Annotated in this window: 24 protein-coding genes; 3 read left to right on the top strand and 21 right to left on the bottom strand. The window is 48.0% G+C overall.

What is annotated here, in order from left to right; all coding sequences use genetic code 11:
* Positions 1-6: 6 nt before the first annotated feature.
* From gmd to thiL, 17 genes are all read right to left on the bottom strand, one after another.
* Entirely contained in the window at positions 7-1,104 is a 1,098-nt protein-coding gene (gene gmd, locus Q0W37_RS09285) for a GDP-mannose 4,6-dehydratase (RefSeq protein ID WP_297700831.1), read from the bottom strand.
* A 25-nt stretch (positions 1,105-1,129) separates the two neighbouring features.
* On the bottom strand, positions 1,130-2,302 hold the full coding sequence (locus Q0W37_RS09280) for a GDP-L-fucose synthase (protein WP_297700828.1): 1,173 nt from the start codon (positions 2,300-2,302) through the stop codon (positions 1,130-1,132).
* 50 nt (positions 2,303-2,352) lie between these two features.
* Positions 2,353-3,234, bottom strand: a complete 882-nt coding sequence (locus Q0W37_RS09275) for a glycosyltransferase family 2 protein (protein WP_297700826.1) — start codon at positions 3,232-3,234, stop codon at positions 2,353-2,355.
* Between the two features lie 21 nt (positions 3,235-3,255).
* Positions 3,256-4,425 (bottom strand): EpsG family protein, encoded by a 1,170-nt coding sequence (locus Q0W37_RS09270; protein WP_297700824.1) that lies wholly within the window; start codon positions 4,423-4,425, stop codon positions 3,256-3,258.
* Positions 4,426-5,559, bottom strand: coding sequence for a hypothetical protein (locus Q0W37_RS09265; protein WP_297700822.1), 1,134 nt, complete (start codon positions 5,557-5,559; stop codon positions 4,426-4,428).
* The gene (locus tag Q0W37_RS09260) at positions 5,546-6,250 is read right to left on the bottom strand and encodes a glycosyltransferase family 2 protein (protein WP_297700820.1); all 705 of its coding nucleotides are present in this window, start codon (positions 6,248-6,250) and stop codon (positions 5,546-5,548) included. The genes Q0W37_RS09265 and Q0W37_RS09260 overlap by 14 nt, the downstream gene beginning before the upstream one ends.
* Positions 6,251-6,260: 10 nt before the next feature.
* Entirely contained in the window at positions 6,261-7,001 is a 741-nt protein-coding gene (locus tag Q0W37_RS09255; RefSeq protein WP_297700818.1) for a glycosyltransferase family 2 protein, read from the bottom strand.
* Positions 7,001-7,879, bottom strand: coding sequence for an NAD-dependent epimerase/dehydratase family protein (locus Q0W37_RS09250; protein ID WP_297700816.1), 879 nt, complete (start codon positions 7,877-7,879; stop codon positions 7,001-7,003). Before Q0W37_RS09250 ends, Q0W37_RS09255 begins: the two co-directional genes overlap by 1 nt.
* A complete protein-coding gene (locus Q0W37_RS09245; protein ID WP_297700814.1) occupies positions 7,879-8,562 on the bottom strand; it encodes a sugar transferase in 684 nt (227 codons plus the stop codon). Before Q0W37_RS09245 ends, Q0W37_RS09250 begins: the two co-directional genes overlap by 1 nt.
* Positions 8,555-9,073: a hypothetical protein gene (locus tag Q0W37_RS09240; protein WP_297700812.1), complete on the bottom strand. Its 519-nt coding sequence runs from the start codon at positions 9,071-9,073 to the stop codon at positions 8,555-8,557. The genes Q0W37_RS09245 and Q0W37_RS09240 overlap by 8 nt, the downstream gene beginning before the upstream one ends.
* Before the next feature lie 181 nt (positions 9,074-9,254).
* Entirely contained in the window at positions 9,255-9,869 is a 615-nt protein-coding gene (locus Q0W37_RS09235) for a DUF3226 domain-containing protein (protein WP_297700810.1), read from the bottom strand.
* Positions 9,870-9,871: 2 nt separating this feature from the next.
* Positions 9,872-10,891, bottom strand: coding sequence for an AAA family ATPase (locus tag Q0W37_RS09230; protein ID WP_297700808.1), 1,020 nt, complete (start codon positions 10,889-10,891; stop codon positions 9,872-9,874).
* Between the two features lie 47 nt (positions 10,892-10,938).
* Positions 10,939-11,358, bottom strand: coding sequence for a hypothetical protein (locus tag Q0W37_RS09225; protein ID WP_297700807.1), 420 nt, complete (start codon positions 11,356-11,358; stop codon positions 10,939-10,941).
* A gap of 185 nt (positions 11,359-11,543) precedes the next feature.
* A complete protein-coding gene (locus Q0W37_RS09220) occupies positions 11,544-11,756 on the bottom strand; it encodes a hypothetical protein (RefSeq protein ID WP_297700805.1) in 213 nt (70 codons plus the stop codon).
* A gap of 35 nt (positions 11,757-11,791) precedes the next feature.
* Complete coding sequence (locus Q0W37_RS09215; RefSeq protein ID WP_297700803.1) at positions 11,792-12,640, bottom strand: Rpn family recombination-promoting nuclease/putative transposase; 849 nt, start codon at positions 12,638-12,640, stop codon at positions 11,792-11,794.
* 276 nt (positions 12,641-12,916) lie between these two features.
* Positions 12,917-14,851 carry an ATPase, T2SS/T4P/T4SS family gene (locus Q0W37_RS09210; protein WP_297700801.1) on the bottom strand — a complete coding sequence of 645 codons (1,935 nt, stop codon included), beginning with the start codon at positions 14,849-14,851 and terminating at the stop codon, positions 12,917-12,919.
* Positions 14,848-15,837, bottom strand: coding sequence for a thiamine-phosphate kinase (gene thiL / locus Q0W37_RS09205; RefSeq protein WP_297700799.1), 990 nt, complete (start codon positions 15,835-15,837; stop codon positions 14,848-14,850). The genes Q0W37_RS09210 and thiL overlap by 4 nt, the downstream gene beginning before the upstream one ends.
* Positions 15,838-16,248: 411 nt before the next feature.
* Between thiL and Q0W37_RS09200 the strand changes: the two genes are divergently transcribed.
* Positions 16,249-16,671, top strand: coding sequence for a hypothetical protein (locus Q0W37_RS09200; RefSeq protein WP_297700798.1), 423 nt, complete (start codon positions 16,249-16,251; stop codon positions 16,669-16,671).
* Positions 16,672-16,767: 96 nt separating this feature from the next.
* Positions 16,768-17,742 carry a hypothetical protein gene (locus Q0W37_RS09195; protein ID WP_297700796.1) on the top strand — a complete coding sequence of 325 codons (975 nt, stop codon included), beginning with the start codon at positions 16,768-16,770 and terminating at the stop codon, positions 17,740-17,742.
* Positions 17,743-17,775: 33 nt separating this feature from the next.
* Here the strand turns inward: Q0W37_RS09195 and Q0W37_RS09190 are convergent, their stop codons facing one another.
* Together Q0W37_RS09190 and efp are read right to left on the bottom strand one after the other, a co-directional pair.
* The gene (locus tag Q0W37_RS09190) at positions 17,776-18,786 is read right to left on the bottom strand and encodes a radical SAM protein (RefSeq protein ID WP_297700794.1); all 1,011 of its coding nucleotides are present in this window, start codon (positions 18,784-18,786) and stop codon (positions 17,776-17,778) included.
* Between the two features lie 287 nt (positions 18,787-19,073).
* Entirely contained in the window at positions 19,074-19,658 is a 585-nt protein-coding gene (efp, locus tag Q0W37_RS09185) for an elongation factor P (RefSeq protein WP_072978494.1), read from the bottom strand.
* A gap of 41 nt (positions 19,659-19,699) precedes the next feature.
* Here efp and Q0W37_RS09180 point away from each other — a divergent pair, with 41 nt between their 5' ends.
* The gene (locus Q0W37_RS09180) at positions 19,700-20,674 is read left to right on the top strand and encodes a KamA family radical SAM protein (protein WP_297700791.1); all 975 of its coding nucleotides are present in this window, start codon (positions 19,700-19,702) and stop codon (positions 20,672-20,674) included.
* Between the two features lie 139 nt (positions 20,675-20,813).
* On the opposite strand, the gene Q0W37_RS09175 is transcribed toward Q0W37_RS09180, so the two are convergent.
* Together Q0W37_RS09175 and Q0W37_RS09170 are read right to left on the bottom strand one after the other, a co-directional pair.
* The gene (locus Q0W37_RS09175) at positions 20,814-22,304 is read right to left on the bottom strand and encodes a BamA/TamA family outer membrane protein (RefSeq protein WP_297700789.1); all 1,491 of its coding nucleotides are present in this window, start codon (positions 22,302-22,304) and stop codon (positions 20,814-20,816) included.
* On the bottom strand, positions 22,304-25,207 hold the full coding sequence (locus Q0W37_RS09170) for a hypothetical protein (RefSeq protein ID WP_297700787.1): 2,904 nt from the start codon (positions 25,205-25,207) through the stop codon (positions 22,304-22,306). The genes Q0W37_RS09175 and Q0W37_RS09170 overlap by 1 nt, the downstream gene beginning before the upstream one ends.
* Between the last annotated feature and the right edge of the window lies 1 nt (position 25,208).

Genomic DNA, 25,208 nt, shown 5'->3' with positions numbered 1-25,208 from the left:
TAATTTTTACTTCACCAATCCCTTTTCCAGGTATTCAGCCAAGTTGGTACGCACGTGGCTTGCAACGCTGTCGGCGGCGACCTTGCGCATGTCATTGTCGACCATCAGAGCAACCAGTTGTTCAAACGTCGTGGTCTGCGGGTTCCAGCCGAGTTCCTTCTTCGCCTTGGTCGGGTCACCCCAGAGGTTCACCACATCGGTCGGTCGGTAAAAATCTTCAGATACAGCAACAACGGTCTTACCGTTCGCCACGTTAATACCTTTTTCGTTCACACCTTCACCTTCCCAGCAAAGTTCAATACCCGCGTGGTGGAAGGCGAGTGTGGCGAATTCACGTACCGTGTGCTGCACGCCGGTCGCAATTACGAAATCTTCGGGCTTGTCGTGCTGCAAAATGAGCCACATGCATTCCACGTAGTCCTTGGCGTAGCCCCAGTCGCGGAGGCTGTCGAGGTTGCCGAGGTAGAGGCAGTCCTGCTTGCCCTGGGCAATACGGGCGGCGGCAAGCGTAATCTTGCGAGTCACGAAGGTCTCGCCGCGACGTTCAGATTCATGGTTGAACAAAATGCCGGAGCAGCAGAACATGTTATACGCTTCGCGGTATTCCTTGATAATCCAGAAGCCGTAAAGCTTGGCCACTGCGTAGGGGCTGTACGGGTGGAACGGAGTATTTTCGTTCTGCGGGACTTCTTCGACCTTGCCGTAGAGTTCGCTAGTCGATGCCTGATAAATGCGGCAGGTCTTTTCAAGGTGGTTGGTGCGCACAGCTTCCAAAACGCGGAGCACGCCCGTGGCATCCACGTCAGCAGTAAATTCCGGGGAATCAAAAGAAACTTGCACGTGGCTCTGTGCCGCGAGGTTGTAAATTTCGGTCGGCAGGACCTTTCCCACGACCTTCACGAGGCTCATGGAGTCGCCCATGTCGGCGTAGTGCAAATGGAAGTTTGGCTTGCCTTCAAGATGTGCAATGCGTTCGCGGAAATCGACGGAAGAACGGCGGATAATGCCGTGAACCTCATAGCCCTTGGCCAAGAGGAATTCAGAGAGATAGGAGCCGTCCTGTCCGGTGACACCTGTGATAAGAGCTACGTTACGTTTCGTCATATGTAGAGAATCCTTCTTAATAAAATTAGTGAGCGAGGCTCTGTTTATACCAGTTGAAAAGTTTCTGCACACCTTCGTCGATTTCGACCTTGTGTGTCCAGCCCAGGCTATGGAGTTTGCTTACATCTATCAGTTTGCGGGGAGTGCCGTCGGGCTTGCTTGCATCGAACACGACTTCGCCTTCGAAACCGACAGCCTTCACAACGAGTTCGCTAAGTTCACGGATAGTGAGTTCCTTGCCCGTACCGACGTTAATATGGCAGTTACGGATTTCACCAAGTTTCGGGATGGCCCCACCGCGACCGGCACTGTGGTTACGATCAACAGTGCCGTCTACACTCGCGCCGTAGTGTACGCTGGAGTATTTTTCAATGCCTATGATGTCACTGAAATTCACGTTCAAGAGCACGTGTACCGAGGCGTCGGCCATGTCCTCGCTCCACAAGAATTCGCGGAGCGGCTTTCCTGTTCCCCAGAGAGTCACCTTGTTATTCTCGATGCCGTACTTGGCGAGAACCTTCAGGATTTCTTCGCGAGAGCATTCACCGCTGATGCCCTCGACCGGACGCTTGTCCATATCCACCTTGATACTTTCCCAGTCATTGTCGTGGATGAGTTTAGCCAAATAGACCTTGCGCATCATGGCTGGCATCACGTGGCTGTTTTCCAGATGGAAGTTGTCGTTGGGACCGTAAAGATTGGTGGGCATTACCGCGAGATAATTTGTACCATACTGCAAGTTGTAACTTTCGCACATCTTGAGGCCAGCAATCTTTGCAATGGCGTATTCTTCGTTCGTGTATTCAAGTTCGCTTGTGAGCAGTGCATCTTCTTTCATCGGTTGCGGAGCGTTTTTCGGATAAATGCAGGTCGAGCCGAGGAACAAAAACTTCTTTACGTTGTGCGCGTAGGCCTCGCTGAACACGTTGCACTGGATTTTCATGTTCATCATCATGAAATCGGCTCGGTAAAGCGAGTTTGCCATAATTCCACCGACAAACGCTGCCGCGAGCACTACTGCATCGGGGCGTTCTTCGTCAAAGAATTTTTTTACGGCATATTGGTCGGTAAGGTCGAGTTCCTTGTGGGTTCGGCCAACAAGGTTATTGTACCCACGGGATTTCAAATTATTCCAAATTGCAGAACCCACCAAACCATGGTGACCTGCAACATAAATCTTTGAGTTTTTATCCAACAAAATCAAATACTCCTTTTTTAGTGATTGACATTAAATACAAGTGACATTTTTTACGCTAATGACTTTCTCTTTTTCCATTTGTATAGAGGGAATGAGGTGACTACTATATACGCATACGGTTTCAAGAAAACAAACGGAGCATATATTCCGAAAAATTTTTTTGCATAATGCCAACTTGACTTTGGAGGACACCCTGTTCTTTTGTGCAACAATCTGAATCTTTTGGCAATAGACAATTTCAGATCAAGATATGTTCCTTCACGACTATTACGATTACATACGCCAATGTATTTGTCCGCAACAACCATTTCAAAGCCAGCATTTACTATTCTATTTGAATAATCATAATCAGCAAAACTGTGCTCATAATAATCATCAATTTTTCCAATTTTTCCATACATTTTTTGGGGCAGCAAAAAGCAATTCCAATTCGCCCATTTACAATTCCTATTCAAACTTTCAGGCGTCACTCTTCGATAATTTTTTCTTTTATTAATACACCCTTCCCAAGTAAAGCCACCGTATGAACAAATTTTTTCCTCCGTATCCAAAGTACAACCAACCACAGCACAATTCTCTTTTACATCTTTAAGAATTGTTGTTAGAAAATCGGGATAAAAAGAAACATCATCATTGATGAACAAATAGTAATCAGCAGCATCTTTTTCAGCAATTTGCATAGCCAACGCCATGCCCCTCGCCCAAAAAAGATTTCCATTCCCACAAGCTATTTTACAAGGAATCGAAGAAAAAGACTGTAACATTTCTCTAGTGCCGTCATCAGATCCGTCATCACACACATAAAGAGATACATCATATAAATCTGAACATAAAGAAACCGCTTTAGAGATTGTTTCCAAGCAATTTTTTGTTTTTTCAACACGATTATGACATGTAAAAACAATGGAAATTTTTTTATGTGGTGCAGTCATGAGATTTTTGTTGATTCCTTCTTAAAATTGAGTAAACGTGTAAGGAATGCTTCGACTTTGCGTAAGCAAATAAACATGTGTAAACCAATAAACAATCGAAATCCAAAAAGAGAAAAGGCCTATTCTATGATTATCTATGATTGTGAGAGTTCCTTTTTGATCCAAACTGCCTAACAGATACATTCCAAAAATGTCAAAGTAAAGCGAAAGACGAACAAAGTAAGCTGTTTTGTAGAAAATAAGCCCAACAGAGTATATAAGAATACCTATAGCAAAAAATAACGCGAACAAATCAAATCCTCGGAAGCGATCATTTCTATTTACAAACACTATCACGGCCAAAAGTACTAACGATCTAAAGACACTTTCGAAAACACCTCCAAAGCCCACAGATATCCAGGAATTCACCATTCGTGATGTTCCTGATATAAAGGTATCCGCATATAAATTATATCTCGAAGACAGAGCGCCTGCGTCAATTAAGTTCACAAATAAATTTTGACCTTGTACAAGAACTAAAACAACAAGTCCTACGATTATTATTTTTTTTGTCAAACTCAGATTTTTTTTTACAGCAGCGTAAATGATAAACATTGGAATACCAATCATCATTGCACTTGAATGAAATCCGTATCCAATTAAAAACAAAAGCAAAGCTTTCCATTTTTTTTGTTCCTGTAAAAAATCAAACGCCACAAAAACAAAAACAACGGCAACCATTTGCCTAATAATATTCAGCGAGTCATTATAATACCAAAAGCAATAAATCGCAAGTATTTTCCAAACATCAACCTTATTTGAATATTTAACGCTTAGCATTAATAAAGGAATTATGACAAACGCCTGCATCAAGCCAAAATATGCATATGGTTTATCAAACAAATGTGACGAAACATAAAGGATTAAACTATATAGATAATCTTCGCCATAATCAGCAAACATTTCTGACAAAGACATTGTTTTTACAATATTATACTTCATCGCATACATAAGAGTATCGACACCAACACTAACATCCCTAAAAGCAGCAACAAAAATTAATGGAAATGAAACGACACAACAAACAATAAATGCAGGAAATATTCTTCCAGAACCCCTATACAAATCAAACCTAGGTTGCAATTCTCTACACAACCCTATGCTTATAAAAAATACAAGCAAATAAAAAACTATTGTTTGCAAGTCATTCATTTAATTCTTTAAAGCCTGTAGAATTCCATCTATATAATTGTCAAAACTTAAATATCGTTTTGCATATTCCAGCATTTCAGCCCTAGACGCAGCAGTCATATTCAAAGATTCCACCCATTGTATCAAACTATCAATATCAATCAAGGATTCATCATCAGGAACTAACCTATGAAACGCGAAGTTTTCTGCAAAAGAATCATCTATAGAAGCGTGAACAAATGGTAATCCCATTGCACAGTATTCTTTATTTTTTATAGATGTATCACACAAATCCTGCGGATTTGTGTTTGAATTTCTGTGCAAACCCAATGTTCCTATACCAATATCAAAAGACGAATAAAAAGAAACTAAATCCAGAACATCCTTTTCTTCTAAAAACTCTACATTTGAAATATTTTTCGCTTTGCAATACGCCATAAGTTTTCGAGTTTCATCTGAAAAATTACCATATAACGTAAAATTGATTTGACGAGTGCCTTTATATGCCTCTATTGATTTAATGATTCTATCGTAGCCATGCCATTTTTGGGTAAAAGCAACAGCCAACATATTAAATGAAGTATGGTTACCCCTATTGGCTTCAGCATATTGCTGAAATCGTTCATAATCAACACAGTTGTAAGAACGAACCATTTTTTTGTTCAACACTATTTTCCGATTTCTTAGAAAAACGGGTATACAATCTGCAAAAGGAAAAACCCATGTCTTCAAAAAAAACTTTTCAACAAACTGAGCAAGTTTTCTTGCGATGCCATTTCCTGGGCAATCAAATGGATACGTAGGAATTTCAAATATGAATTTCAATCCATCTTTTCGGATTTTTCGTATAATTTTCCCATAAGTTAAAATCGAAATACCCGGTCTTCTTATATAAACAGAATCCACTCCAAATTTTTGCATTGATTTATACACAAAATTCGTGTATTTTCTCTTATTAAATAAATCTGATTCCTCATCAACTACTTTTTTCCCGTTATTGCAAAACAAAATACATTGATATATCTTCTTTAAGCCATTGTAGCAGCACAGATATACATCAATTCCTTTCCTGTTAAAAGCAGATATTTGGCCATCAATTTTCTTTTTATACAAATCATAAGCCAATGCCACATACATCATTTTATTTACATTCATTTTTTCTTTTTCCTATATTCATAACAATGGCCATACGAAATCGAATTTTATCAATTAAAGAATAACGACTTTTTTCGGCAGCCGGACTAGCGTTGTTTCCATGACGTCTATACTCTATTAACTTATCTTTTATAAAAACAGGCTTTCCGAAATTATCCGCGACAGCTCCAATCCAAATATCATGCATTGGAATGTCTTTAGGGAACGGCAATGCGATATCAAGAATTCTTTTGTTAAATGCCATGCAGCATCCCAAATAAGAATTATGGATTAAATTCCATATTTTCCCGGGTCGGCTTTTTCTTAATTTGAAAAAAGAATCGTTTATTACGTTTCTGTTTAAATCAACAACTACAGCATCAGAAACCACACAGTCATAATTTTCTAGATACTTTTGAACTACAGACACTTTATTTGGTTTCCAAACATCATCCTGATCTGCCGTGTATATATAATCGCCTTTTGCATTCTTTAAGGCGTTTTCAAGATTAAATATAGGGGAATGAAAATGTCCTTGAAAAATTTTTATTCGACAATCGTTGAAAGATTTTACAATTCCCAATGTATTATCTGATGAGGAATCATCTGATATAATCAGTTCATCTATATCCGAAAGTTGAGGCAAAATACTTTCAATCTGCTCTCTTATATATTTTTCACCATTGTAGGTAGGCATACAAACAGAAATCATATAAACCTCATCAACTCAAAATCGCCTTTGCAATTTCGATACCAACACATTCGATGATGTATAGTGGGCTATAACCGTTTTTGCGATACGCTTTGTATCTGTCCTTGACTCGGCCTATACACTTTTTCAAGCTCTTGTTGTTGCTTGCGCCACCTGTAGCAAAATTCGCAAGGACAACATTCTTTATCACAATCTTTTTCTTAGCGTTCCTGACTCTGAGCAAAAACTCAAAGTCGTCATGAATACCTTCGCAACGGAAAACGCCGAGTTCGTTATAGGTATTCTTTGTCACAAAAGACGTGGGGTGGTTCCAATGGCGGCTGGTTGCAATTTTGTCGTACTTAGAATGCTTTACAATAACGCTGCCGTTTGCCTTGACAAGATTAATGTCGGCATAGAACATATCAAACGGAGTTTGTTCATATGTGCTGGCAACTGTAGAGAGAGCTATAGGTTCATACCAATCACCTGAATTGATTATACCGATTATGTCGCCGGTCGATTTTCTGATTCCCTTGTTCATGGCGTCATAGATACCCTTGTCAGGTTCAGACGAAATGATATATGTATAACCCTTAGCGGCAAACTGCGAACGATATTCTTCTGCAACGGCAACGGTGTTGTCTTTAGACGCACCATCAATAATTAAGTATTCCACCTCGCCAGCAAAATCTTGAGCAAGAACAGACTCTATAGTCTTTCGAATGACGGCTTCGCTATTGAAGCAAATTGTGATTATGGAAAATTTCATTAACGCTCCGTCCTTTCGATAGCTTCTTGCAGGCTGTATTTCTGGTACGGCGGCTTGTATTCGCTCATGGACTGTTCGTAAGCGAGGTTGCCGAAGGCCTTGTTCACGAGTCCCATGACGTGGGCCATAATCTTGAGCGCCCAGCCGAATCCGGGAATAAGCACGCAGCGTTTGCCGTGTGCCTTGGCAATGAGCGAGATAACTTCGCTGGTGTTGCTGTACTGCGGGTTCTGCGGCCAGAATGTCCCGCGTTCGTCGTTTTCGACCATCAGGCGCACGAATTCCACCAGGTTCCCGATGTAGAGCATGCTGCGGCAGTTCTCGACTTTCGGGAATACGGGCAGTTTTTGCGCGAGTTTGCTGAGCAGCGGATAGTTGCCCTTGCTGTTCTTGCCGAAAATCATGGGCGGGCGGAGGATAACCACCTTGAATGTGTCGCAGTCCAGCGGGCGGATGCCGTTCTCGGCCTGCACCTTGCTGTCGCCGTAGCAGTTCGCGGGGTTCACGGGGGCGTCGCGGGTAATCAGCTTTTCTTTGCCAATGGGGGCGCTGTCACCGTACACAATGGCGCTGCTCATAAATATGAACTGCTTTACGCCAGCGTTTTTCGCCTTCTTGGCGCATTCCACAGTCAGGTCGGTGTTCACGGCATAATAGAGTTTTGCGCGTTCGTCGCTGATCTTGCCGTTATCGCTGTGGGCAATACCCGCCACGTGGTAAACGGTATCGTACTGGCTAAAATCGTGGCTGCGCCAGGCGTCGCCAATCATGTCGAGGGTAGTCACCTGGTACCTGCCCGCGAATTCGGGCTGAGCCAAGTAGTTGGCAAAGGAGGTGCCAATGTAGCTGTTCGCGCCTGTAATTAAAATTTTTTTCACTATGCACCCCTCGAATGCACTGGATCCCCTCCCGCGCTTTGCTTGGTCGAGGATGACGAAGAGGTATCGTGCTTGTGGATTTCACCGGTGCCGCCTTCGACTACACCATCGCTCTTAAGAACGCTAATGAACGTACCAAAGAAGCACTTGCAGTCAAAAAGGATACTCTGGCGCTTTACGTATTCGCCGTCAAGGGCGGCCTTCACGGGAATTTCCAGTTCGTCGCGACCGTTGATTTGCGCCCAGCCGGTCAGGCCCACGGGCACGTCGTTTGCACCATACTTGTCGCGTTCCGCAATCAGGTCGTACTGGTTCCACAGCGCCGGACGCGGGCCGATAATGCTCATGGTCCCCTCGAAAATGTTGAACATCTGCGGGAGTTCGTCGAGGCTGGTCTTGCGGAGGAACCCGCCCACCTTGGTAATCCATTTTTTGGGGTCGCTCAGTTCGTGCGTCGGGGCGTCCTTGGGGGTGTCGGTGCGCATGGTGCGGAACTTGTAGATGTTAAAGTGCTTTTTGTGCAGGCCCACGCGTTTTTGCTTGAACAGCACGGGGCCCTTGCTGTCGAGCTTGATGGCAATGGCAATAGCAAGCATGGGGAGCGCGAGCACCACGATGCCGAAACCGGAAAGCACTATATCGATAAGTCGCTTAAAAAAGAGTGTGTAGGGGGTCTTATGCATTTGTTGCCTCTTGGGCCAAAATATGCGTACCCGCCGGAACATTGGCGGTAGAATTCACTACGGCGTTGCAGTCTACATGGCAATATTCGCCGACAACGGCGTTGTGCCGGACGACAGCCCCGCTGGCAATAAAGGTCGCAGTCTTGAGGGTCGCGCCGGTCTGCACGGTGGCGTTAGGCTCGATGCAGCATCCCGATTCGAGTTGCGCACTCGGGCTCACGTATGCCGTGGGGTGCACGAGCGTTGCCGGGGTTATGCCGTTCTGTAGAAGCTGTTCGGTAAGTTTACGGCGCAGTTCCGGGTTCCCAATGGCCACGAACCCATAGCGGTAATCGGCGGCGAATTTCGGGAGATCAGTCAGAGATCCTTCGACGCGCTCGCAATGACGAGAATCAAACGAATCATCAAGGAAAGCGATTTTCGCGAAAATTCCCATTTCTTGGGCAATTTCAGCCACCATCTGGCCGTACTGACCTGCACCTAGAATAAGAAGATTTCCGTTCTTCGACACGCCGTAACCCTAGATTTACTCCGGCCATCCTGGTGCGCAGCGACCACCGCCTCGCCTAGTCCAGCCGAAATGTTAAACTTATTACAGACAAATATAGGTAATTTTTTCGTAAAATTAAAGATTCCGCACCTTTAAATGATGAAAAACTTACTTTTTTGAGTTTAAGGATGAAGCGCTCAATTTATACAGTCTCTAGGAAAGACTTAAGCGGCGTCAAATAGGTATGGTCCAAATCCCAATACTCGGCATTCTCGAATTGCCAATCTCCCCTGCCAAGCATTTTTCTTAGCCTTTTTTCCATAGGAACAGCATTAATATAGGTATGCAGCTTTCCCTTCAAATTCGGGACCTGGTACAGCGGTTTACCGTCACCATCTTTTTGCGACTTCATGCAGTTCTCGTAATCAGCGAAACAATCGAAGAAAAGCCTGTGCCGATCTTTCCGCGCAATCGAATCCAGCAAATTTTCAAAGATTCCGTCATCCGAGTTATTCGGAAATAAGAAAAAAATAAAATCTACACCTTCATCTGCGGCACGTTTTGCAATGTCATTTCGCCGGTGGGCAAAGCCGCCGTCATTTTCAGAATAATCAGTGTCCACGACAACCACGTTCTTTTCATGCCTATCATGATTTATGCGCATTTTGGTCTTAATGGAATCACTGAATAGGTTTCCAAATCCATCCATCGGGACAATCTCGAAAGTCAAGTCTGGCCGAATTTTTCCAATATATTTCATAAGGAAAACGTATTCGGGAGTCTTTTCGTCCCTAGATTCAATGAAAAAATGAACCACTGCTACCTCACCTCAATACGCTGGCGTAACATGTACTCCAAGTCGCCCTTCGAGAAGAAATAAGACTTTAGTTCGTCGTCATCCAATTTTTCAAGATGAAACGCTGCCACGGATTCTTCTTCAAGCCCATCCACCAATCCCCTTATGGAATCAAGATCATGGGTCGTCGCGAACAGCTGTACATTGTTGCTCCGACATGCACTGTCAACGGCTTTCCACAATTTTCCCATCACGGAATAATGAAAACCATTGCTGATTTCATCGACGAGCAAAACGCCATCGCGACACTCGTATATGGAAGTGAGCAGCGATACGACTTTCCGGACGCCGTCTCCAAGAACGTTTACGGGAACTCGCTGTTCGAGTCCCAAATCAACAAGGACATCTCCATCCGAATAGCGAAAATCCTTTATGGAAGGTTCGATTATCCTTAACGCATCTAGAATGGACCCCTCATCCTTGTTCTTGATAATGTTGTCTAGTCCTTGTATCGACGTATAAAAATCAAACTTTGGTCCAAGATAGCGACATCTAATACGTTCCTTGTAACGAGGGTCAATATCCTGAAGAATGTTCGGTCCCGTAGATTCGAAAACAATCTTGGAAACCATTTCCTGTCCACCGTAGCTGTATTTCAGAACATGCCCATACTGATCCTTGGGCATACTTGATACGGACTTGCCATCTTCATCAAGCTTGATATCGGAAGCAACCTGTTCAAAAAAAGAGATGGAAAGGTCTCTAGTTTCTACATTTTGGAGCGTTATCCGAATTTTTTTTTCCGTGTCCAACTTATAGAAATCGAGTGCAATGTCCTTTTTCTGTATTTTCCGATAATCCCTGAAACCGTTTATATTTAGGGGCAAAAGTGGGTTGGACTGCCCACAGGCCAAAAAGATGGCCTCTAGCAGAGAAGACTTTCCACAATTGTTCTTGCCAAAAAACAGGTTGATACGCCTAAAACCAGAAATAGACGCGTGGTTAATCCCGCGAAATCGCTCTATTTTCACTGAATCAAACATTAGGCCTCCGTTTTTCGCTAAATATAGCAAAAGGCTGTTCGCTTACATCAAGCTGAATCAAGGATTTTCGTTACCGCCAAGTCCAGGTCAAGGTCGTGGAGTCCGTAGTAAGAGACCTCCATAAAATCGACTGGAAGTTTTTCCAAGACTTTCTTGCTAGGAAGCCCTGTCTGCCACTGGTAATAGGCATAGAACTGACCAATCCAATTGGAACGGATGCCATCAATGTTCCGACCTTTCCTAGGCGTAAAGGAATCCATTCTGCAAAAGAACTCGTATAGTTCCTTCGAATCTATATTGCTCAGGTACGCATCGGCACGATCCAAGAACATCCTTGTCTTGCCAGTCATGAATTTCTTTATAAAGTCTTCCAGGTCTATCTGCGGATTGGAATCGGATACCAGCTCAAAGAGTTTCCCCTGGTTTTCTACTATTTCTGCCAGGTAGCTTTTAGGATATGCCGCCATATTTAATTACTCCAGCCATCCTGGTGCGCAGCGACCACCGCCTCGCCTAGTCCGACCGAAATGTTAAACTTATTACAGACAAATATAGGTAATTTTTTCGTAAAATTAAAGATTCCGCACCTTTAAATGATGAAAAACTTACTTTTTTGAGTTTAAGAGGCCGAACGCATCAAAAATGAGTTCCGTTACTTCAAGGCTAGCATCGCCGAAATCACGCTGTCCGGGACATTCTGCGAACGAAGGTAATTGGCACGCTTGGAATCACGAGCGGCATATTCAGCATCAGCCTTTTCGCGTTCCTGCTGGGCACCTTTTTCTATACCTTTTTCAACGCCACTGGCCTCACCCTTCAAGAAGGCCTCGGCTTCGAGAACTTCGTATTCATGATGATCGAACATGTTTGCCTCCAGTGCTTTCAATAATTATTCGAAGGTCACGTCTCCAGTTTTGCTTTAATCGCAAGGACGTCTTCTTTAGAAAGCTTCGAAATGCGCATAACTTTCTCAACGGAATCGCCTTCCGTAAGCATGCCAGCAGCCATTTCACGAGCCTTAGCATCAGCCCCTTCCGTACGGCCTTCTGCTCGGCCCTCTACCCTGCCTTCAGCGCGGCCCTCTTCCTTGCTTTCATGAAGGTCATATTCGTAAGTCATATACTTGTTCCTTATGAGAGTGTCGGCCTTGTAATAAGACACCTGGTCGTTAATGTTTTGTGTTTCACGGGAGTCCGCATTCCTGGTTGCAAAATACTTCATGTACGCCTTGACAACCGGGTCCGTAAATTCCTCGTACTTTTTAAATATATAAAAGTTTTTGTAAGAAAGGTCGTTCAAAGTAATACTTGGGTCTTCGCTTGCCCTATTTTCAAAGTGATAACAGGGAAGTCCGCGTCCAAAAATATCCATAGGACACAGAAAAATGACGTATTGATCCTTGAGGTTGGTGTAGAAACCACCCTTTGAAAGGGCAACGCCGTCGCCCACGCTCTGGTAGTACCTAGCCCGCTGCGGAAGCTCCTTGGTGTCAACCATCTGCATCTCCAGATCAAAGGAACGAACCGTTTCTCCGTTTTCGTTAGTTTCCCGCGCGAAGACATCGTAGCGAACGCCCTTGTGCTTTACATCGTAGCTCAAGACCGCCTCCGGAACTGGAGTTTCCAGGTGATCGATTTTGATGTCCAGCAAGTGTTCGATGAATGGCTGCGCGATATGCTTATTGCTGAATACGAGTCCGAACATAATCGGGTCGGTAATGTCAAGGTCGTCAAAAGACTTAATATTCATGAATATTCCTTTTCGTGTTAAATTAGGAGTAGTCCCTATTTGTTAACACGTATTTTTCAGCGACTCAGCGCCCGATTTTTTGTAAAATCTTTGTAAAAAAAATATTCACTCAGGATGACGAGCGCATATACAAACAAAGAGATCCCCGCCTTCGCGGGGATGACAAGAAGAATCGCGGGGACAGCAAGCCGTGAAAGACGTATGAGACGGCTACATACCAAAATGAGGCTTCCGTTAAGAAGCCTCATTTACATCATCTGCTAAATTCAAGACAAGTTAATCGTCGGAGGTCGAAGCACCGATTGCCTGTTCAAGGGTCGTGTGTCCGTCGAGCGCCTTCTGGATACCGTCCATACGCAGGGTAATCATGCCGCATTCCTGCATGGCGGCGCGTTTGATAACGTCACCCGAAGAACGCTTGATGATAAGGTTACGCACGGTTTCGTTCGGCACCAGGAATTCGTAGATACCGCAACGGCCCTTGTAGCCCGAGCCTTCGCACTTTTCGCAACCCTTACCGTGATAGAACTGCATGTCAGGGGTCAAGTGGAATTCGTCGCGCATTTCCTGCGAAATTTCCACCGGTTCCTTACAGTTCTTGCATATACGGCGCACCAGACGCTGGGCCAGAACGCCCTTGATAGCGGTTGACACAAGGAAGGGTTCCAGTCCCATTTCGAGCAGACGAGGGAATGCACCGGCAGCATCGTTTGTATGGAGCGTACTGAAGACCAAGTGACCCGTCAAAGCGGCTTCGATAGCCATGGACGAAGTTTCCTGGTCACGCATTTCACCGATCATAATCACGTCCGGGTCCTGACGCAAGAGGGCGCGGATGCCCGCCGCAAAGGTAAAGCCTGCGGCGTTGTTAATTTGTCCTTGGTTCACACCGTCAATGTTCAATTCCACAGGGTCTTCCATCGTAGAGATGTTGATCGTGGAGTCCAAAATTTCTCGAATAGAAGCGTAAAGCGTAGTAGACTTACCGGAACCGGTAGGACCGGTCACCAGCACAATTCCGTTAGGTGCGTTAATCGCATCGATAAACTGCTTAAGCACACGCGGGTCGAAACCCATATCCTTCAGCGGGAACTGACCGGAGTTCGGGTTCAAGATACGCATAACGATCTTTTCGCAAACGCCGCGCTTACGGAGTGAAATCGGGAACGAGCTCACACGAAGGTCAACTTCGGACCCCTTGTAACGCACGGTAAAACGGCCATCCAAGGGTTTACGCTTTTCAGCAATGTCCATCTTCGAAAGGAGCTTGATACGCGAAAGAATCTGCGGCATCAGACGTGCCGGAATCGGGGACATCACCTGCAGGTCACCGTCGATACGGTAACGGAGCTTGAGGAAGGTTTCCTGCGGTTCCAGGTGAATATCAGATGCCTTACGGGCAATGGCTTCGTGAATCAGCGTCGTCACGATTTTCACCACCTGGCGACCTTCTTCGTCGGACAGTTCCGGTTCGTCGCTATTGCCCTGACCGCGTTCCACGGTTTCCAGTTCATCGCCTTCCTTGGACTCGCTAATGAGGTCGGCCAAGGATTCTTCGACGGGGCCGTGCCCTGCATAGACGCGTTCGATACATTTCTGCACATCGGCATCGGAGGCCATGACGATTTCTACGTCCATCCTGACCTTGAACTTCACGATGCTGATCGTACGCATATTGGTCGGGTCGGTCATCGCAATCGTCAGCACGGAGCGCACCTGGCGACGGTCGTCTTCGGTCTTCTGAACGAACAGGGGAACCACCCTATACTGCTTACACATGTCTTCGGGCAGGTAGGTATAGGCGTTCGGATCGATATCGAAATTGTCTAGCTTAACGTACGGAACTTCGAACTGTCTCGAAAGAATTTCGATCAAGCGTTCTTCGGGCATGTAGCCCAGATCCACCAGCGTGCGGCCAAGGCGCTTACCCGAGGTCTTTTGCGTTTCGAGAGCCTTATCCAGCTGCTCCTGCGTAATATAGCCCTGCGCAAGGAGCATTTCACCGATACGCATCTTGGTCGACGACTGCATCTGCGAACCAAGGATGTTCGTAAGCGTTTCTTCGCTCACCATTCCTAGGCGCACCAAAATCTTACTCAGCATGAGTCCTGTGCGCTTGTGTTCGGCCATGGCATGAGCAAGCTGGTCTTCGTCAAGCACACCCTGGCGGAGCAACAGCTGCCCCAAGTTCATCTTATTCGAATTAATCATATATGCGACCACGCCCGCGGCGAAACGGGCAAAATCTCTCCATTTTCGCGGAGTATGCACACTTGGGGCGCCACGGAACTTTCCACGGCAAAACCAATTCTACACACCCGACCAATAAACTCGTTTTCTTCAAATATACTTTTTGAGCAAGAATTTGCAAATAGGAGTTCGTATTCTTCGCCCCCATTTAACGCAAATTCAAGTGGATCAAGGTGATAGCGGTCACACAGGCGAAGAACATCCGGGTCAATCGGAAGTTTAGATTCCTCGATTTGCAGGTTCACGCCCGAAGCGGTCGCCAAATGGTTCAGTTCCGACGAAAGTCCGTCGCTAATGTCCATCGCAGCGCCATTTGCCCCCAAGCGGACAAGTTCCGCCCCCGCCGACTCAGAGATTCGCGGATTCAAATGGTATTCGACCAGTGCAGCAAAATCGCCCACCGCTTCCGGATGGTTTATCAAAAGCCAGAGCCCCGCCCCAGACTTTCCGAGAGTCCCGTTTACATACAAGGTATCACCCGGTTTTACGGCAGAGCGCAAAAGCGGTTTTTCGCCGGCAAGTTCGCCCAGGAGCGTCGTCGAAAACATTCCCACATCGCCAGCCACCGTATCGCCACCGATCAGCGCAATGCCGCGTTTTGCAAAGCCTTCCGAAAGGGCCTGCTGCACACGGGTACGGGTTTCTTCGGACCAGTTCCTGTTCAAGCACAGGCCAAGCAGAGCGAGTTTCGGCTTTCCGCCCATCGCCGAAATGTCGGACACGTTCGACACAATATGCTTTTCGACCGCCTGTTCCGGAGTAGACCAGTCGAGCCTGAAATGCGTGTTCTCTACCGAGAGATCCTTTGTCACAAGCCAGCCGTCGAACAGGGCACAATCGTCACCCACGCCGAGCCAGTCGCGTTTTTGCGGAGGTTCGTGCTTGAAGTCGGCAGCACCTTTCAAGAGAGAATCAATAAAGCGGAATTCAGGAACGTCGGGAAACATAGCGAAAAATTAAAAATATGAGAGTCACCCTGGATTCTCCCCTTCGAGGACCATGCGCACTAAGGCAACAAAAGCATATAAGGCGAACGCCGCGACAGAATGTTTACATTCTGGCATGGTTGAGCCGAAATTGCGGACGCCAAAGGCGTCCACTTGCCAAGTGCTGTCCGCCCTCCCTTCGGTCGAGAATGACTTTATTACATACGTCATCCTGGAGGGAGTGCTACGACCGACGGGATCCACAGAAATGAACATGTTTGTCGTATGGGCGCGAGGGGACAACGTTGAGAAAATAAACAAAGTGGCGACAAGATGTTGATAAGTCGAAAACAATCTTTGGATAAAAAATATTTTTTGAAAAACTCGAAAAAATCTATCCACAAAACGAGATAATTACCTATCTTTTAGACCATGGGACACATCTTCTTCATCACCCCATCTTCCCCAGGCAGCCTTGATCGCCTGAGTCAATGGACTTTCCGTTGGCTATTGGAACATGGAGACTTAGCAGAAGATTCCACCATGTACACCTGCAATTCCATCGAAGATGCAACCAACCTTCTGGAATCGGCGCTCATCATCGGTCAGTCCCCCGCCCTCATCATTCTCGATCACGCCGACAGACCCTGCGAGCAGAATATCAAGTTCAGCAAGCTGTTGCACGACGGAATTCCCGAATCGTGGATTGTGGAACTCGTTCCCGACAACATGCCGCTCCCCCAATGCGACGAGAACTACTACTGGGTACGCAAGCCCGTGAGCGAAGAAGAATGGTACAGCACTCTCGAACAGGTGCTGCTCAAGAGCGGTTCGCCCCAGTGGGCTAATAATTAATTCAGATTTCTGAAGTCGGCCCTTCGACAGGCTCAGGGACCTTAATCAGGTTGGTGAGCTTGTCGAGCCAAAGTTCTAAATTCTACATTATTTTGCATGATTAAAGGCGTAAGTTATTTTGGCGTACGTTCGCCTAGGCATGTGCTTGCCGATATGCAAGACATCAAGGCAGCGGGTTTTAACGCGGTGCTCCACACCTGGAGCGAAGAAGACGAACAGTATTACTACGGTACCATGAAGGACATCGTGGACCAATCCGCAGACCTCGGTCTGACTGTCTACGTAAACCCGTGGGGTGTCGGCCGCGTATTCGGCGGCGAGGCTTATTCGGAACTTACCGCCCGGAACCACGACTTATGCCAGGTGGCGCTCGATGGCAAGCCCAAGGTGGCCGCCTGCCCAAATCACCCGGAATTCCGCGCCTACATGCACAAGTGGATTGAATCCGTCTGTGCGACCAAAGTAAGCACCATTTTCTGGGACGAGCCGCATTTCTACTTTGAAAAGGGCGGACTCAGCAACTGGAGCTGCCGCTGCGAAAAATGCCGTGGATTGTTCCGCGACAGGTTCGGCTACGAGATGCCCGCAGAACTCACCGAAGACGTGCTGAAATTCCGCGAAGATCGCCTCATCGATTTTTTAAAGGAAATGACCGAAGACGTTCACGCCCGCGGAAAAAGGAACTGCGTCTGCATGCTTCCACCGTGGTTCCCCGCAGGCCTCGATGACTGGGGCCGCGTGGCAAGCCTCGAAAGCGTCGACGAAGTCGCAAGCGACCCCTACTGGGAACGCGGCGCCACCGAGGAATGGGTCCGCGAAAAATACGCGGAAACCGCCAAGAAACTCGTGGATGTCGCCACCAGGTACGGCAAGGCCGTGCAGATGTGGATCAAGGCATATCAGATTGAAGCGGGACGCGAAAACGACCTCGCCATCGCCGTTTCAGAAAGTCGCGCCGCAGGAATCGACAACATTTTTGCATGGAGTTACCGAGGCACAGAAACACTCAGCTGGCTGAAAAGCGATGACCCGGACAAGGTCGCCGAAACATTCCGAAATTCGCTAAAATGACAAGGGCGGGCTCAGCCCTCCCCTAACCTCTACTTATTCATTCACGAATAAGCAATTCTTGCAGCGGCCGGTTTCACCCGCCGCTATCTTTTTGCGAACCGCCTCGATTTCGGATTCCAGCGTATGGACTCCATCGAAAATGTTTCCCGTATCAAAGCCATCTGCCGGGCAGCCCTTCAAGTGACCGTCGGGCCATAAGTAAAAAGTGTTGTTCGCGAAGCGACACGGTAAACCGCGACGCTTCGCCGTGAGCTTCATCAAAATATCCTTGAAGTAGTACAGCTTGTTCCGCCACAGTTTGCGGTTCATCCAGACGGACTTGAGCTTTTCCGAACTCACGGCCCTCGGATAATCTAGAAGCACGCCACTCCCCTTCAAGATTCCGCGAACTTCATCCAGAACCGACTGCACCTTCGCCGCGACCGCCGGGTCCGACAAGTCAAGCAGTTCATTGCGCAGGTAATCATGGTCCATGGAATTCAGCCACTGGATATTGTAAGCAGAAACCTTGAGCCTTTTCAGCCAGCGCGCAATTTCTGGCAAGCCGTCGAGGGTATCCTTCATCGCAATGGATGTCACAATCAGGTGCGGACGCTTTTTCTGCGCCAAGCGTTCTTGCGCAAAGGCTTCGATATGATCCACCACCTTCTGGAACTGTTCCGCCGAAACGCCGCACCACTTGGTGAAAATTTCGGGAGAAAGACTATCCATCGAAATAAACAGGCGGTCAATCGTCGAATTCAGAATCAGCTTACGATTTTTCTCGTTCAGGAGCAGGGCATTCGACACCATCGAAACATCCGGTGTATGAACCGTCTTCGACAGGAGTTCCATGACCTCGGAGAACTTGGGGTTCACCAGCGGCTCGCCCGCACAGCTCAAGAACAGCGACCAGCAGTTTTTCTCGGCACTCTTGAAAACCGCCTCGAACTGCTCCAGCGGAAACGAAATTTTCGTTGCCGGATCGAGACTTGCATTATCGCAATAATGGCAGCGGAAATTGCACCGTGTATCAAGGTCTAGTCGAAGGTCTTTCTTGCTCATGAACATACAAGTGAAGATAGAAAAAGGAACATCAAACAAAAGAAGCCCCGTCGCATAGACGAGGCTTTTAAAAGTCGCTTTTAAAAACGCCTGGTATTAGCCAGTCCGGTCTTATTCGTGAGCAACAAACGCCTCGTATTAACGAGGCGTGGTTGACGCCTACGGCGTCCGCGGCTTCACTCGGTCATAGAAAAATGCAAGCATTTTTCTGCGACTCTCGTTTTGCACGCTTTTGCGAGAGGACTGGCTCCAGAGTAAGAAACTCGCAGAGCTTAGACAGTCCGGTCTTATTTTGCGCGTTCGAGGTAAGAACCGTCGCGGGTATCCACGCGGATCTTGGTGTTGTTTTCGATGAAGAGCGGGATCATCACCTTGGCGCCGGTTTCGACGGTGCATTCACGCATCACGTTACCGCTGGTGTTGCCCTGGACTGCCGGAGGAGCGTCGATGATCATGAGGTCAACGAAGGTAGGCGGAATCACTTCGATCGGAAGCGTTGCCTGAGTCTTCGGGTCCTTCCACCAGGTGACTTCGACTGTAGCGCCGTCGAGGAGCCAAACTTCGCAACCATTGAGGGCTTCCTTGGAGATTTCTTCAGTTTCCTGAGTTTCGTTGTTCAGGAAGTACCAAGTAGAACCGTCATTGTAGAGGTAAGTCATTTCGGTGAAAGTCACGTCGGCTTCTTCAACCGTATCGCCACTCTTCCAGGTGCGTTCGAGGGTGCGGCCAGTCACCAGGTTCTTGATGCGAACGCGGTTAAAGGCCTGACCCTTACCCGGCTTCACAAACTGGTTTTCGATGATTTCGTACGGCTGACCATCAACCATGATTTTAAGTTTCTTGCGGAATTCGTTGGTGCTTACAGTACCCATATTATCCTCTTGTTGATTTTGATTCTAAATTTAGCAATATAATGGAAAGCCCCGTTACCGTTTTCACGCAAATCCCCGACTTTTTGGACTATTTGGGATCCGATTTGGCGACAACTATCGCCAAAACAAGCGCTCTTGCCGATCTAGACCTAAATCCGAAGTTTCCGTTTCTTTGTTCTAGGCATTATGCCGACCTGATCAAGAAGGCTAGCGATCCCGCCGCCCTGTTGCGCGAAATTTTGCCGACCAAGGACGAACTCAAGAAAGTCGAAGGTTTTGTAGACGACCCCGTGGGCGACTTGCCGGCCGGGAAATCCGACTGCATCATCCAGAAATACGACCAGCGCGCCCTGATTGTCTCGACCGCCACCTGCGGTGCCCGTTGCCGTTTCTGTTTCCGCAAGAACTACCCCTTCCAGAACACCCCCGACGTAGCACTTCAGGTGAGCCACTGGCTCGACACCCACACCGACGTTTGGGAAGTGATTCTTTCGGGCGGCGACCCGCTGACACTCGGTCCCGGAGCCTTCCGCGAACTGATTGAAGCGATTGCGATGCACCCCTCGGTCACCACGCTCCGCATCCACACGCGCCTCCCCGTGATGCGCCCGGACCTGGTGATGCAGCATTTTGAACTTTTGCGCGAACTGCCGGCAAGGTTTAGCTGCGTACTGGTGTCGCACGTGGACCACGCCGATGAACTCGACGAGGAATCGGCAACCGTGTTTGCACAACTGCGCTTTAGCGGTTGGACGCTCTTGAACCAGAGCGTACTGCTACGGGGAATTAGCGATGACGCCACCAAGCTCACCGCCCTGTGCCGCAAGCTTTTTGAACAGGGAGTCCTCCCCTACTACCTGCACCAGCTGGACCATGCGAACGGAGTCGCCCACTTTGAAGTAAATGACGAAGAAGCCCGCAAGCTGATTGCAGAAATCCGCACCAAGCTCCCCGGTTATCTGGTGCCGAAACTTGTACGAGAAATCGCCGGCGAGAAAAGCAAGACTCCGGTTTAGCAATGAGCTCGTGCCAGAGGCACTCTGTGGTATGAGGACGGCACAATGTGCCTTTGAGCTTATATAATCGCAGCTGCGCTGCCAAACTTTGACTCAAAGGGAGCCGGAGGCGACCGACCTCGCAGCTCATAGCTCACACCTAAAATAAAGTTTTTAATCCGAAGCCGATGATGCCGTCGAGGTAATTTTCACCGTTGCGGAGGGCGTAGTACAAATTAACGCTCCAGTTGCCACGGTACTGCGTAAAGGCGACGCCGTAATCCTGCTCCCGTTTCCAGCCACGGTCAGGGCGGCTAAAAGAGCGATAGAGTCCCGGTTGGTAGAACGCCTCGATGCTCAGGTCGTAACCGTCTTGCCAAAGAATCGCAAATTCAGAATACCCATAGGCACGGCTCCGCACAAAACGATAATCCATGCCCCTAAAGTCGTTCATGCCTCCCAACGCAAAATAATCGAAGCGATCTAGGTCTGCATCTGTCGGGAAAATTCCGCCGGCAGCCCCGCTAAAGCGCGTTATCCAATTGCCGAGCAGCGGAATGTAGCGCGAGAACTTGGCCGAGGCCTTTAGGTAATTATCCAAGGAATCGGGGCGGTCCATATTCCATACAAGCGCGCCCTTGAAACGCGTTCCCTTACGCGGCAAGACAAAGCGGTCCAGTGAAACATAATCCAGTTCCAGCGAAGAAGTCTTGCGGGAATTCCCGATGCCCAAGAAAACGCCCACGGTAAAGTCAAAGCCGATGTCGCGCGAAACACCGAGTTCCCCATAAGCGTCGCGCGCCGAGGAATCTTCATCAAAATAGCCGCGTGCAATCAAGTTCCAGTCCGTATCGAAAATCCACGGTTCCTTGTACGAACCCTCTAGGCGACGAGCATCTTCGGCGGTAAAGCCCTGCAAAATCAAGTCGCGGGCAGTTCCCCGAATGTTGTAAAGTGCCACATTCACGTTACCTTCCCACACGTCGGTTTCGCTGGAATAAGTGAGCAACGCATACGCTTCCGAAACCGCAGCCGCCTGCATGTGATACACGGGAACAATACGATTTCGCTTCGGATCACGGAACATTTGCACCGGAGCTGTTCGGTTATAGTAACCTAGGCGCGCAAGTTTCATATCGGAGCGTTCCAAATCAAATGGCGAGACAAGGTCACCAGCGACAATTCCCGTCTGTCTGCGGAATACCTCGGGCTTGCTCCCCGAAGAATCCAAATTTTCAGGCGGAGCCCACACCCACGCAGAGCCTCGATCCAATTGAACCGTCAAGACTCCAGCGGAATCGATTTTTCCTTCAAAAGCAACCGCCAAGAAACCGCTATTTTCGTAATACCTCAAAATACGTTCGCGAGTAAGCGACCATTCTTCGCAGGATTTTCCAACCAAGGCCTGCACCTGGGATTCTTCATAGGATTCATGTACGCTTGCCCACTGCACCGCCGTAACGCGACAATCCGCAGAAAAGGCGTGTACACAGAGCACAAGCAACGTAATAAATACCAGCAGAAGATCCTTCGACTCCGGGCTTTGCCCGGAGTTTACCCTGAGCTTGTCGAATGGGCTCAGGATGACACACTCTCGGCCCTTCGGCAGGCTCAGGGACCTTTGTGAACCACGCTCAGGATGACACAACACTAAAAATACGCCCTCGCTTCGGTGCTCAGCTTCTGAAAGATATTTTCTTCGGCATCGCCAAACCGCAAAATATAATTACACCCCATCGACAAAAAATCATTCAAATCCACCGAGAGCGAAAATTCAAAACGATACGTGCGACCTTCGCTGTAACCGTTCATCACCTGATACGGAATGACTTCTCCACGGCGCTCCACCTGCACCACCGAAAAATTAGCGAAAGAATTCACCTTTTTTTGGCGATTATAGCCTACACGCAAAGCGCCCTCCCAAAGGTCAGCATCAAAAGTGCCGCTTTCGTATTCCGTTCCATCGCTCCCTTCACCGACGCGATACCTCCCCAAAGGCTGCACATAGAACCCCTGCAAAAAATCAAAGCGGTAACGAAGCGAACCCTCGTAAATATCCCAGTTCCAATCCTGCAACGCCGAAAGTTCACATTCCTGCATCAGAAAGGTTCCTCCGACAAAATGATCCAGATTAATTCTATACCCCGCATCGAACTCGTGCGAATAGGTTGTCTCATAATACGAAATCGAAGAAAGTTTCTTGTCAAAGCTCGCGCCGGGCCTATACGCAAGGGACACCCCCGAAGGATGTTGCCAATCCACCAAGCCTTCCACTGCCATGCGTCCCGAAGTCATACGGTGCAGTTGCGATGTCGTTACCGGTGGAAAGTAAATCACCCTCCCCGTCGTATCGCTCCCTTCGCCCTCATAAGAGCCGCCAAAGGTCACATCACGCAAAAAACCTTCGCGTATACCAAATAAAAATCCCGGATTCAATCGGAAATCAATCGCAAAAGAAGCCTCCGAAGAAAGGACCGCTCCCACCGAGTCATTACGCCCCATACCCTCGTAAACAAAGTCACCATTGTCCACCCCCTCAATGTAGCTTCCCGTCAAGCTATCGTAGCGCACATCACCTGTTCCGGGTGCCACCGCCTTATACACGGCCGTATAAATCTGTTCTTCGGTAAGCCCTAGTTTATACAAAACATTCCCCTGAATGCCCAATTCTTCGGCCCCAAAACGGGAATCAAGATCTCCTAGCCAGCTGTGTTCGCTCTCCGAAGAATCCCTGCGCACTTGTTCGTACTGCAACAAATGAGACATCGTAAAATATCGGCTATTGTAATTCGCCTCCTGCACCCAGGTAGATGCCCACAAAGAATCCGCCCATTCATCGCCAAAACTGTCGCCACGGCGCCTAGCCATGCGTCCGCCAACGCTTTCACGAATCTCGCCACGGTCAAAGAAAATTCCAAGTCCGCTCGAAGACTTTCCATACACGACCTCGTCATGGATACTTTCGTGAAAAGGCGTTTCTCCCTCTATTTGCGTATAACGTAAATCGCCACTTCCAAAGGGTCGCAACATGCCCTGCAGGTATTCGGCATCCAACGTTCCCTGATAGCGTTCCATTTCCTGTTCCTGAACACTTGCAATCCGAATCAGGGCGAGGTTTCCCATGACATTACGATTCCGATGTTCCACCCCCAACTGAACACGCGAAGAATTCCAGTCTTCGTCTGCATTACGGCGGTAGCCCCACTGGGCAGATCCAAACCATTCCCTCGCAAAGCGCGTACGCATCGTGAATTCGTCATGCAACAAATCATCTTCTAAAAAAGTAGAATCCGCATACGCCAAATCCCAGCGGTCACGCAAGCCATACAGGTTCCAGTCCAAATCTGTTCCGGGGAAATTCAAGATGTCAAACCCTTCTTGCACCCGGTTTCCGTACACCGACATCGCAAGCGGAAAATGCAACAGGTCTCGGGTCGAATCCGTCGTCACATACCAGCGGAATGCTCGCCCTTCGGGACCATCGACATGCGAAGACACTATATTGGAATCGCGCCTGTTCATCGCCATTTCAAAATCCGCATAGAACTGGCGGTTTTCCTGAATCCGCATTCTTGCAGCAAAACGGTCCGTTCGGTCGGGGCGGTTCAAAGCCGGAAGCGTATCGTCACGAACAAACTCATCGCCACGGTCCGCCTTCAAAAGAGCGTAATCGACATCCGTCCACACGCCACGCTTTAAGCGGTCTACATCATTTTCAAGCCTAAAGCCGGAAACATCCAAGTACAGGTTCGGGTGTCTGTAGCTAGCCGAAGCGCCCTTAAGCATATAGATGTTATCGCTTTCGTAGGCATCGTATTCCACGCGAATTTCGTCATCAAAACCAGGAAGTACCGCCCCCTTAAAATCAAGCATGCCGCCCGCATAGTTCACCTGGTAATCCTTGCCGCGCAAAAGCTTTACGCCGTTCAACCAGACCGTTTCCGACTGCGGGACAATCGCAATAAAGTTTCCATAACCATCCAGGGAATAGCCCAGCTGTTGCCCGCTCACGCCATTAAATATGCGCGTAAAATGCTCGACCTCGTCGGTTCCGATAACGCCACGCACCTGCGCGTATCCACCGCCGAAATTACCGCGAATGCCCCCCATCGCCCCAAGAGAGGCTCGGTTGATTCCGGTAAAGCCCATCGACGAATCCACCCACGTCAGGTCGCCCAGATGCAAAAAGTAATGCGGGGATTCCACCCTAAAATAAATCTGGTCCACTTCGCGGAGTGTCGCTGTTGTCTGGTCCCCCGCACGCCGCCCCACATCGGAAAGGAGTGCGTCAATATAAACGCTATCGGTCAGGCGCCCCGTTATAGACAAGCAAAGTTCCTGGTCCACCTGGGTTCCCCCATCGCCCACGGTAATCTGTACCATTTTATAGCCATGAGTTTCCAGCGAATCCGTACGCTCCGGAGATTCTACATTTGGAACAAACGATTCCCCACGGGCCAACAGCGCGGGGTCCCACTTTGGCAAGGAATCGACATCCATGCCCCACGCAGACAGCGCCAGTAAAAAAAGTCCCAACCAGAAATGCCGGGACATA

This window comes from uncultured Fibrobacter sp., assembly GCF_947166265.1.
Classification (GTDB): Bacteria; Fibrobacterota; Fibrobacteria; order Fibrobacterales; family Fibrobacteraceae; genus Fibrobacter.
Note: the sequence above shows the minus strand (reverse complement) of the source record. Positions and strands in the feature narration are given on the sequence as shown.

Bases quoted from the DNA above. Each gene is read 5' to 3' on its own strand.
- gmd (WP_297700831.1), bottom strand. From the start codon at position 1,104: ATGACGAAACGTAACGTAGCTCTTATCACAGGTGTCACCGGACAGGAC.
- Q0W37_RS09275 (WP_297700826.1), bottom strand. From the start codon at position 3,234: ATGACTGCACCACATAAAAAAATTTCCATTGTTTTTACATGTCATAAT.
- Q0W37_RS09270 (WP_297700824.1), bottom strand. From the start codon at position 4,425: ATGAATGACTTGCAAACAATAGTTTTTTATTTGCTTGTATTTTTTATA.
- Q0W37_RS09265 (WP_297700822.1), bottom strand. From the start codon at position 5,559: ATGAATGTAAATAAAATGATGTATGTGGCATTGGCTTATGATTTGTAT.
- Q0W37_RS09260 (WP_297700820.1), bottom strand. From the start codon at position 6,250: ATGATTTCTGTTTGTATGCCTACCTACAATGGTGAAAAATATATAAGA.
- Q0W37_RS09255 (WP_297700818.1), bottom strand. From the start codon at position 7,001: ATGAAATTTTCCATAATCACAATTTGCTTCAATAGCGAAGCCGTCATT.
- Q0W37_RS09245 (WP_297700814.1), bottom strand. From the start codon at position 8,562: ATGCATAAGACCCCCTACACACTCTTTTTTAAGCGACTTATCGATATA.
- Q0W37_RS09230 (WP_297700808.1), bottom strand. From the start codon at position 10,891: ATGTTTGATTCAGTGAAAATAGAGCGATTTCGCGGGATTAACCACGCG.
- Q0W37_RS09225 (WP_297700807.1), bottom strand. From the start codon at position 11,358: ATGGCGGCATATCCTAAAAGCTACCTGGCAGAAATAGTAGAAAACCAG.
- Q0W37_RS09220 (WP_297700805.1), bottom strand. From the start codon at position 11,756: ATGTTCGATCATCATGAATACGAAGTTCTCGAAGCCGAGGCCTTCTTG.
- Q0W37_RS09215 (WP_297700803.1), bottom strand. From the start codon at position 12,640: ATGAATATTAAGTCTTTTGACGACCTTGACATTACCGACCCGATTATG.
- Q0W37_RS09210 (WP_297700801.1), bottom strand. From the start codon at position 14,851: ATGATTAATTCGAATAAGATGAACTTGGGGCAGCTGTTGCTCCGCCAG.
- thiL (WP_297700799.1), bottom strand. From the start codon at position 15,837: ATGTTTCCCGACGTTCCTGAATTCCGCTTTATTGATTCTCTCTTGAAA.
- Q0W37_RS09200 (WP_297700798.1), top strand. From the start codon at position 16,249: ATGGGACACATCTTCTTCATCACCCCATCTTCCCCAGGCAGCCTTGAT.
- Q0W37_RS09195 (WP_297700796.1), top strand. From the start codon at position 16,768: ATGATTAAAGGCGTAAGTTATTTTGGCGTACGTTCGCCTAGGCATGTG.
- Q0W37_RS09190 (WP_297700794.1), bottom strand. From the start codon at position 18,786: ATGAGCAAGAAAGACCTTCGACTAGACCTTGATACACGGTGCAATTTC.
- efp (WP_072978494.1), bottom strand. From the start codon at position 19,658: ATGGGTACTGTAAGCACCAACGAATTCCGCAAGAAACTTAAAATCATG.
- Q0W37_RS09180 (WP_297700791.1), top strand. From the start codon at position 19,700: ATGGAAAGCCCCGTTACCGTTTTCACGCAAATCCCCGACTTTTTGGAC.
- Q0W37_RS09170 (WP_297700787.1), bottom strand. From the start codon at position 25,207: ATGTCCCGGCATTTCTGGTTGGGACTTTTTTTACTGGCGCTGTCTGCG.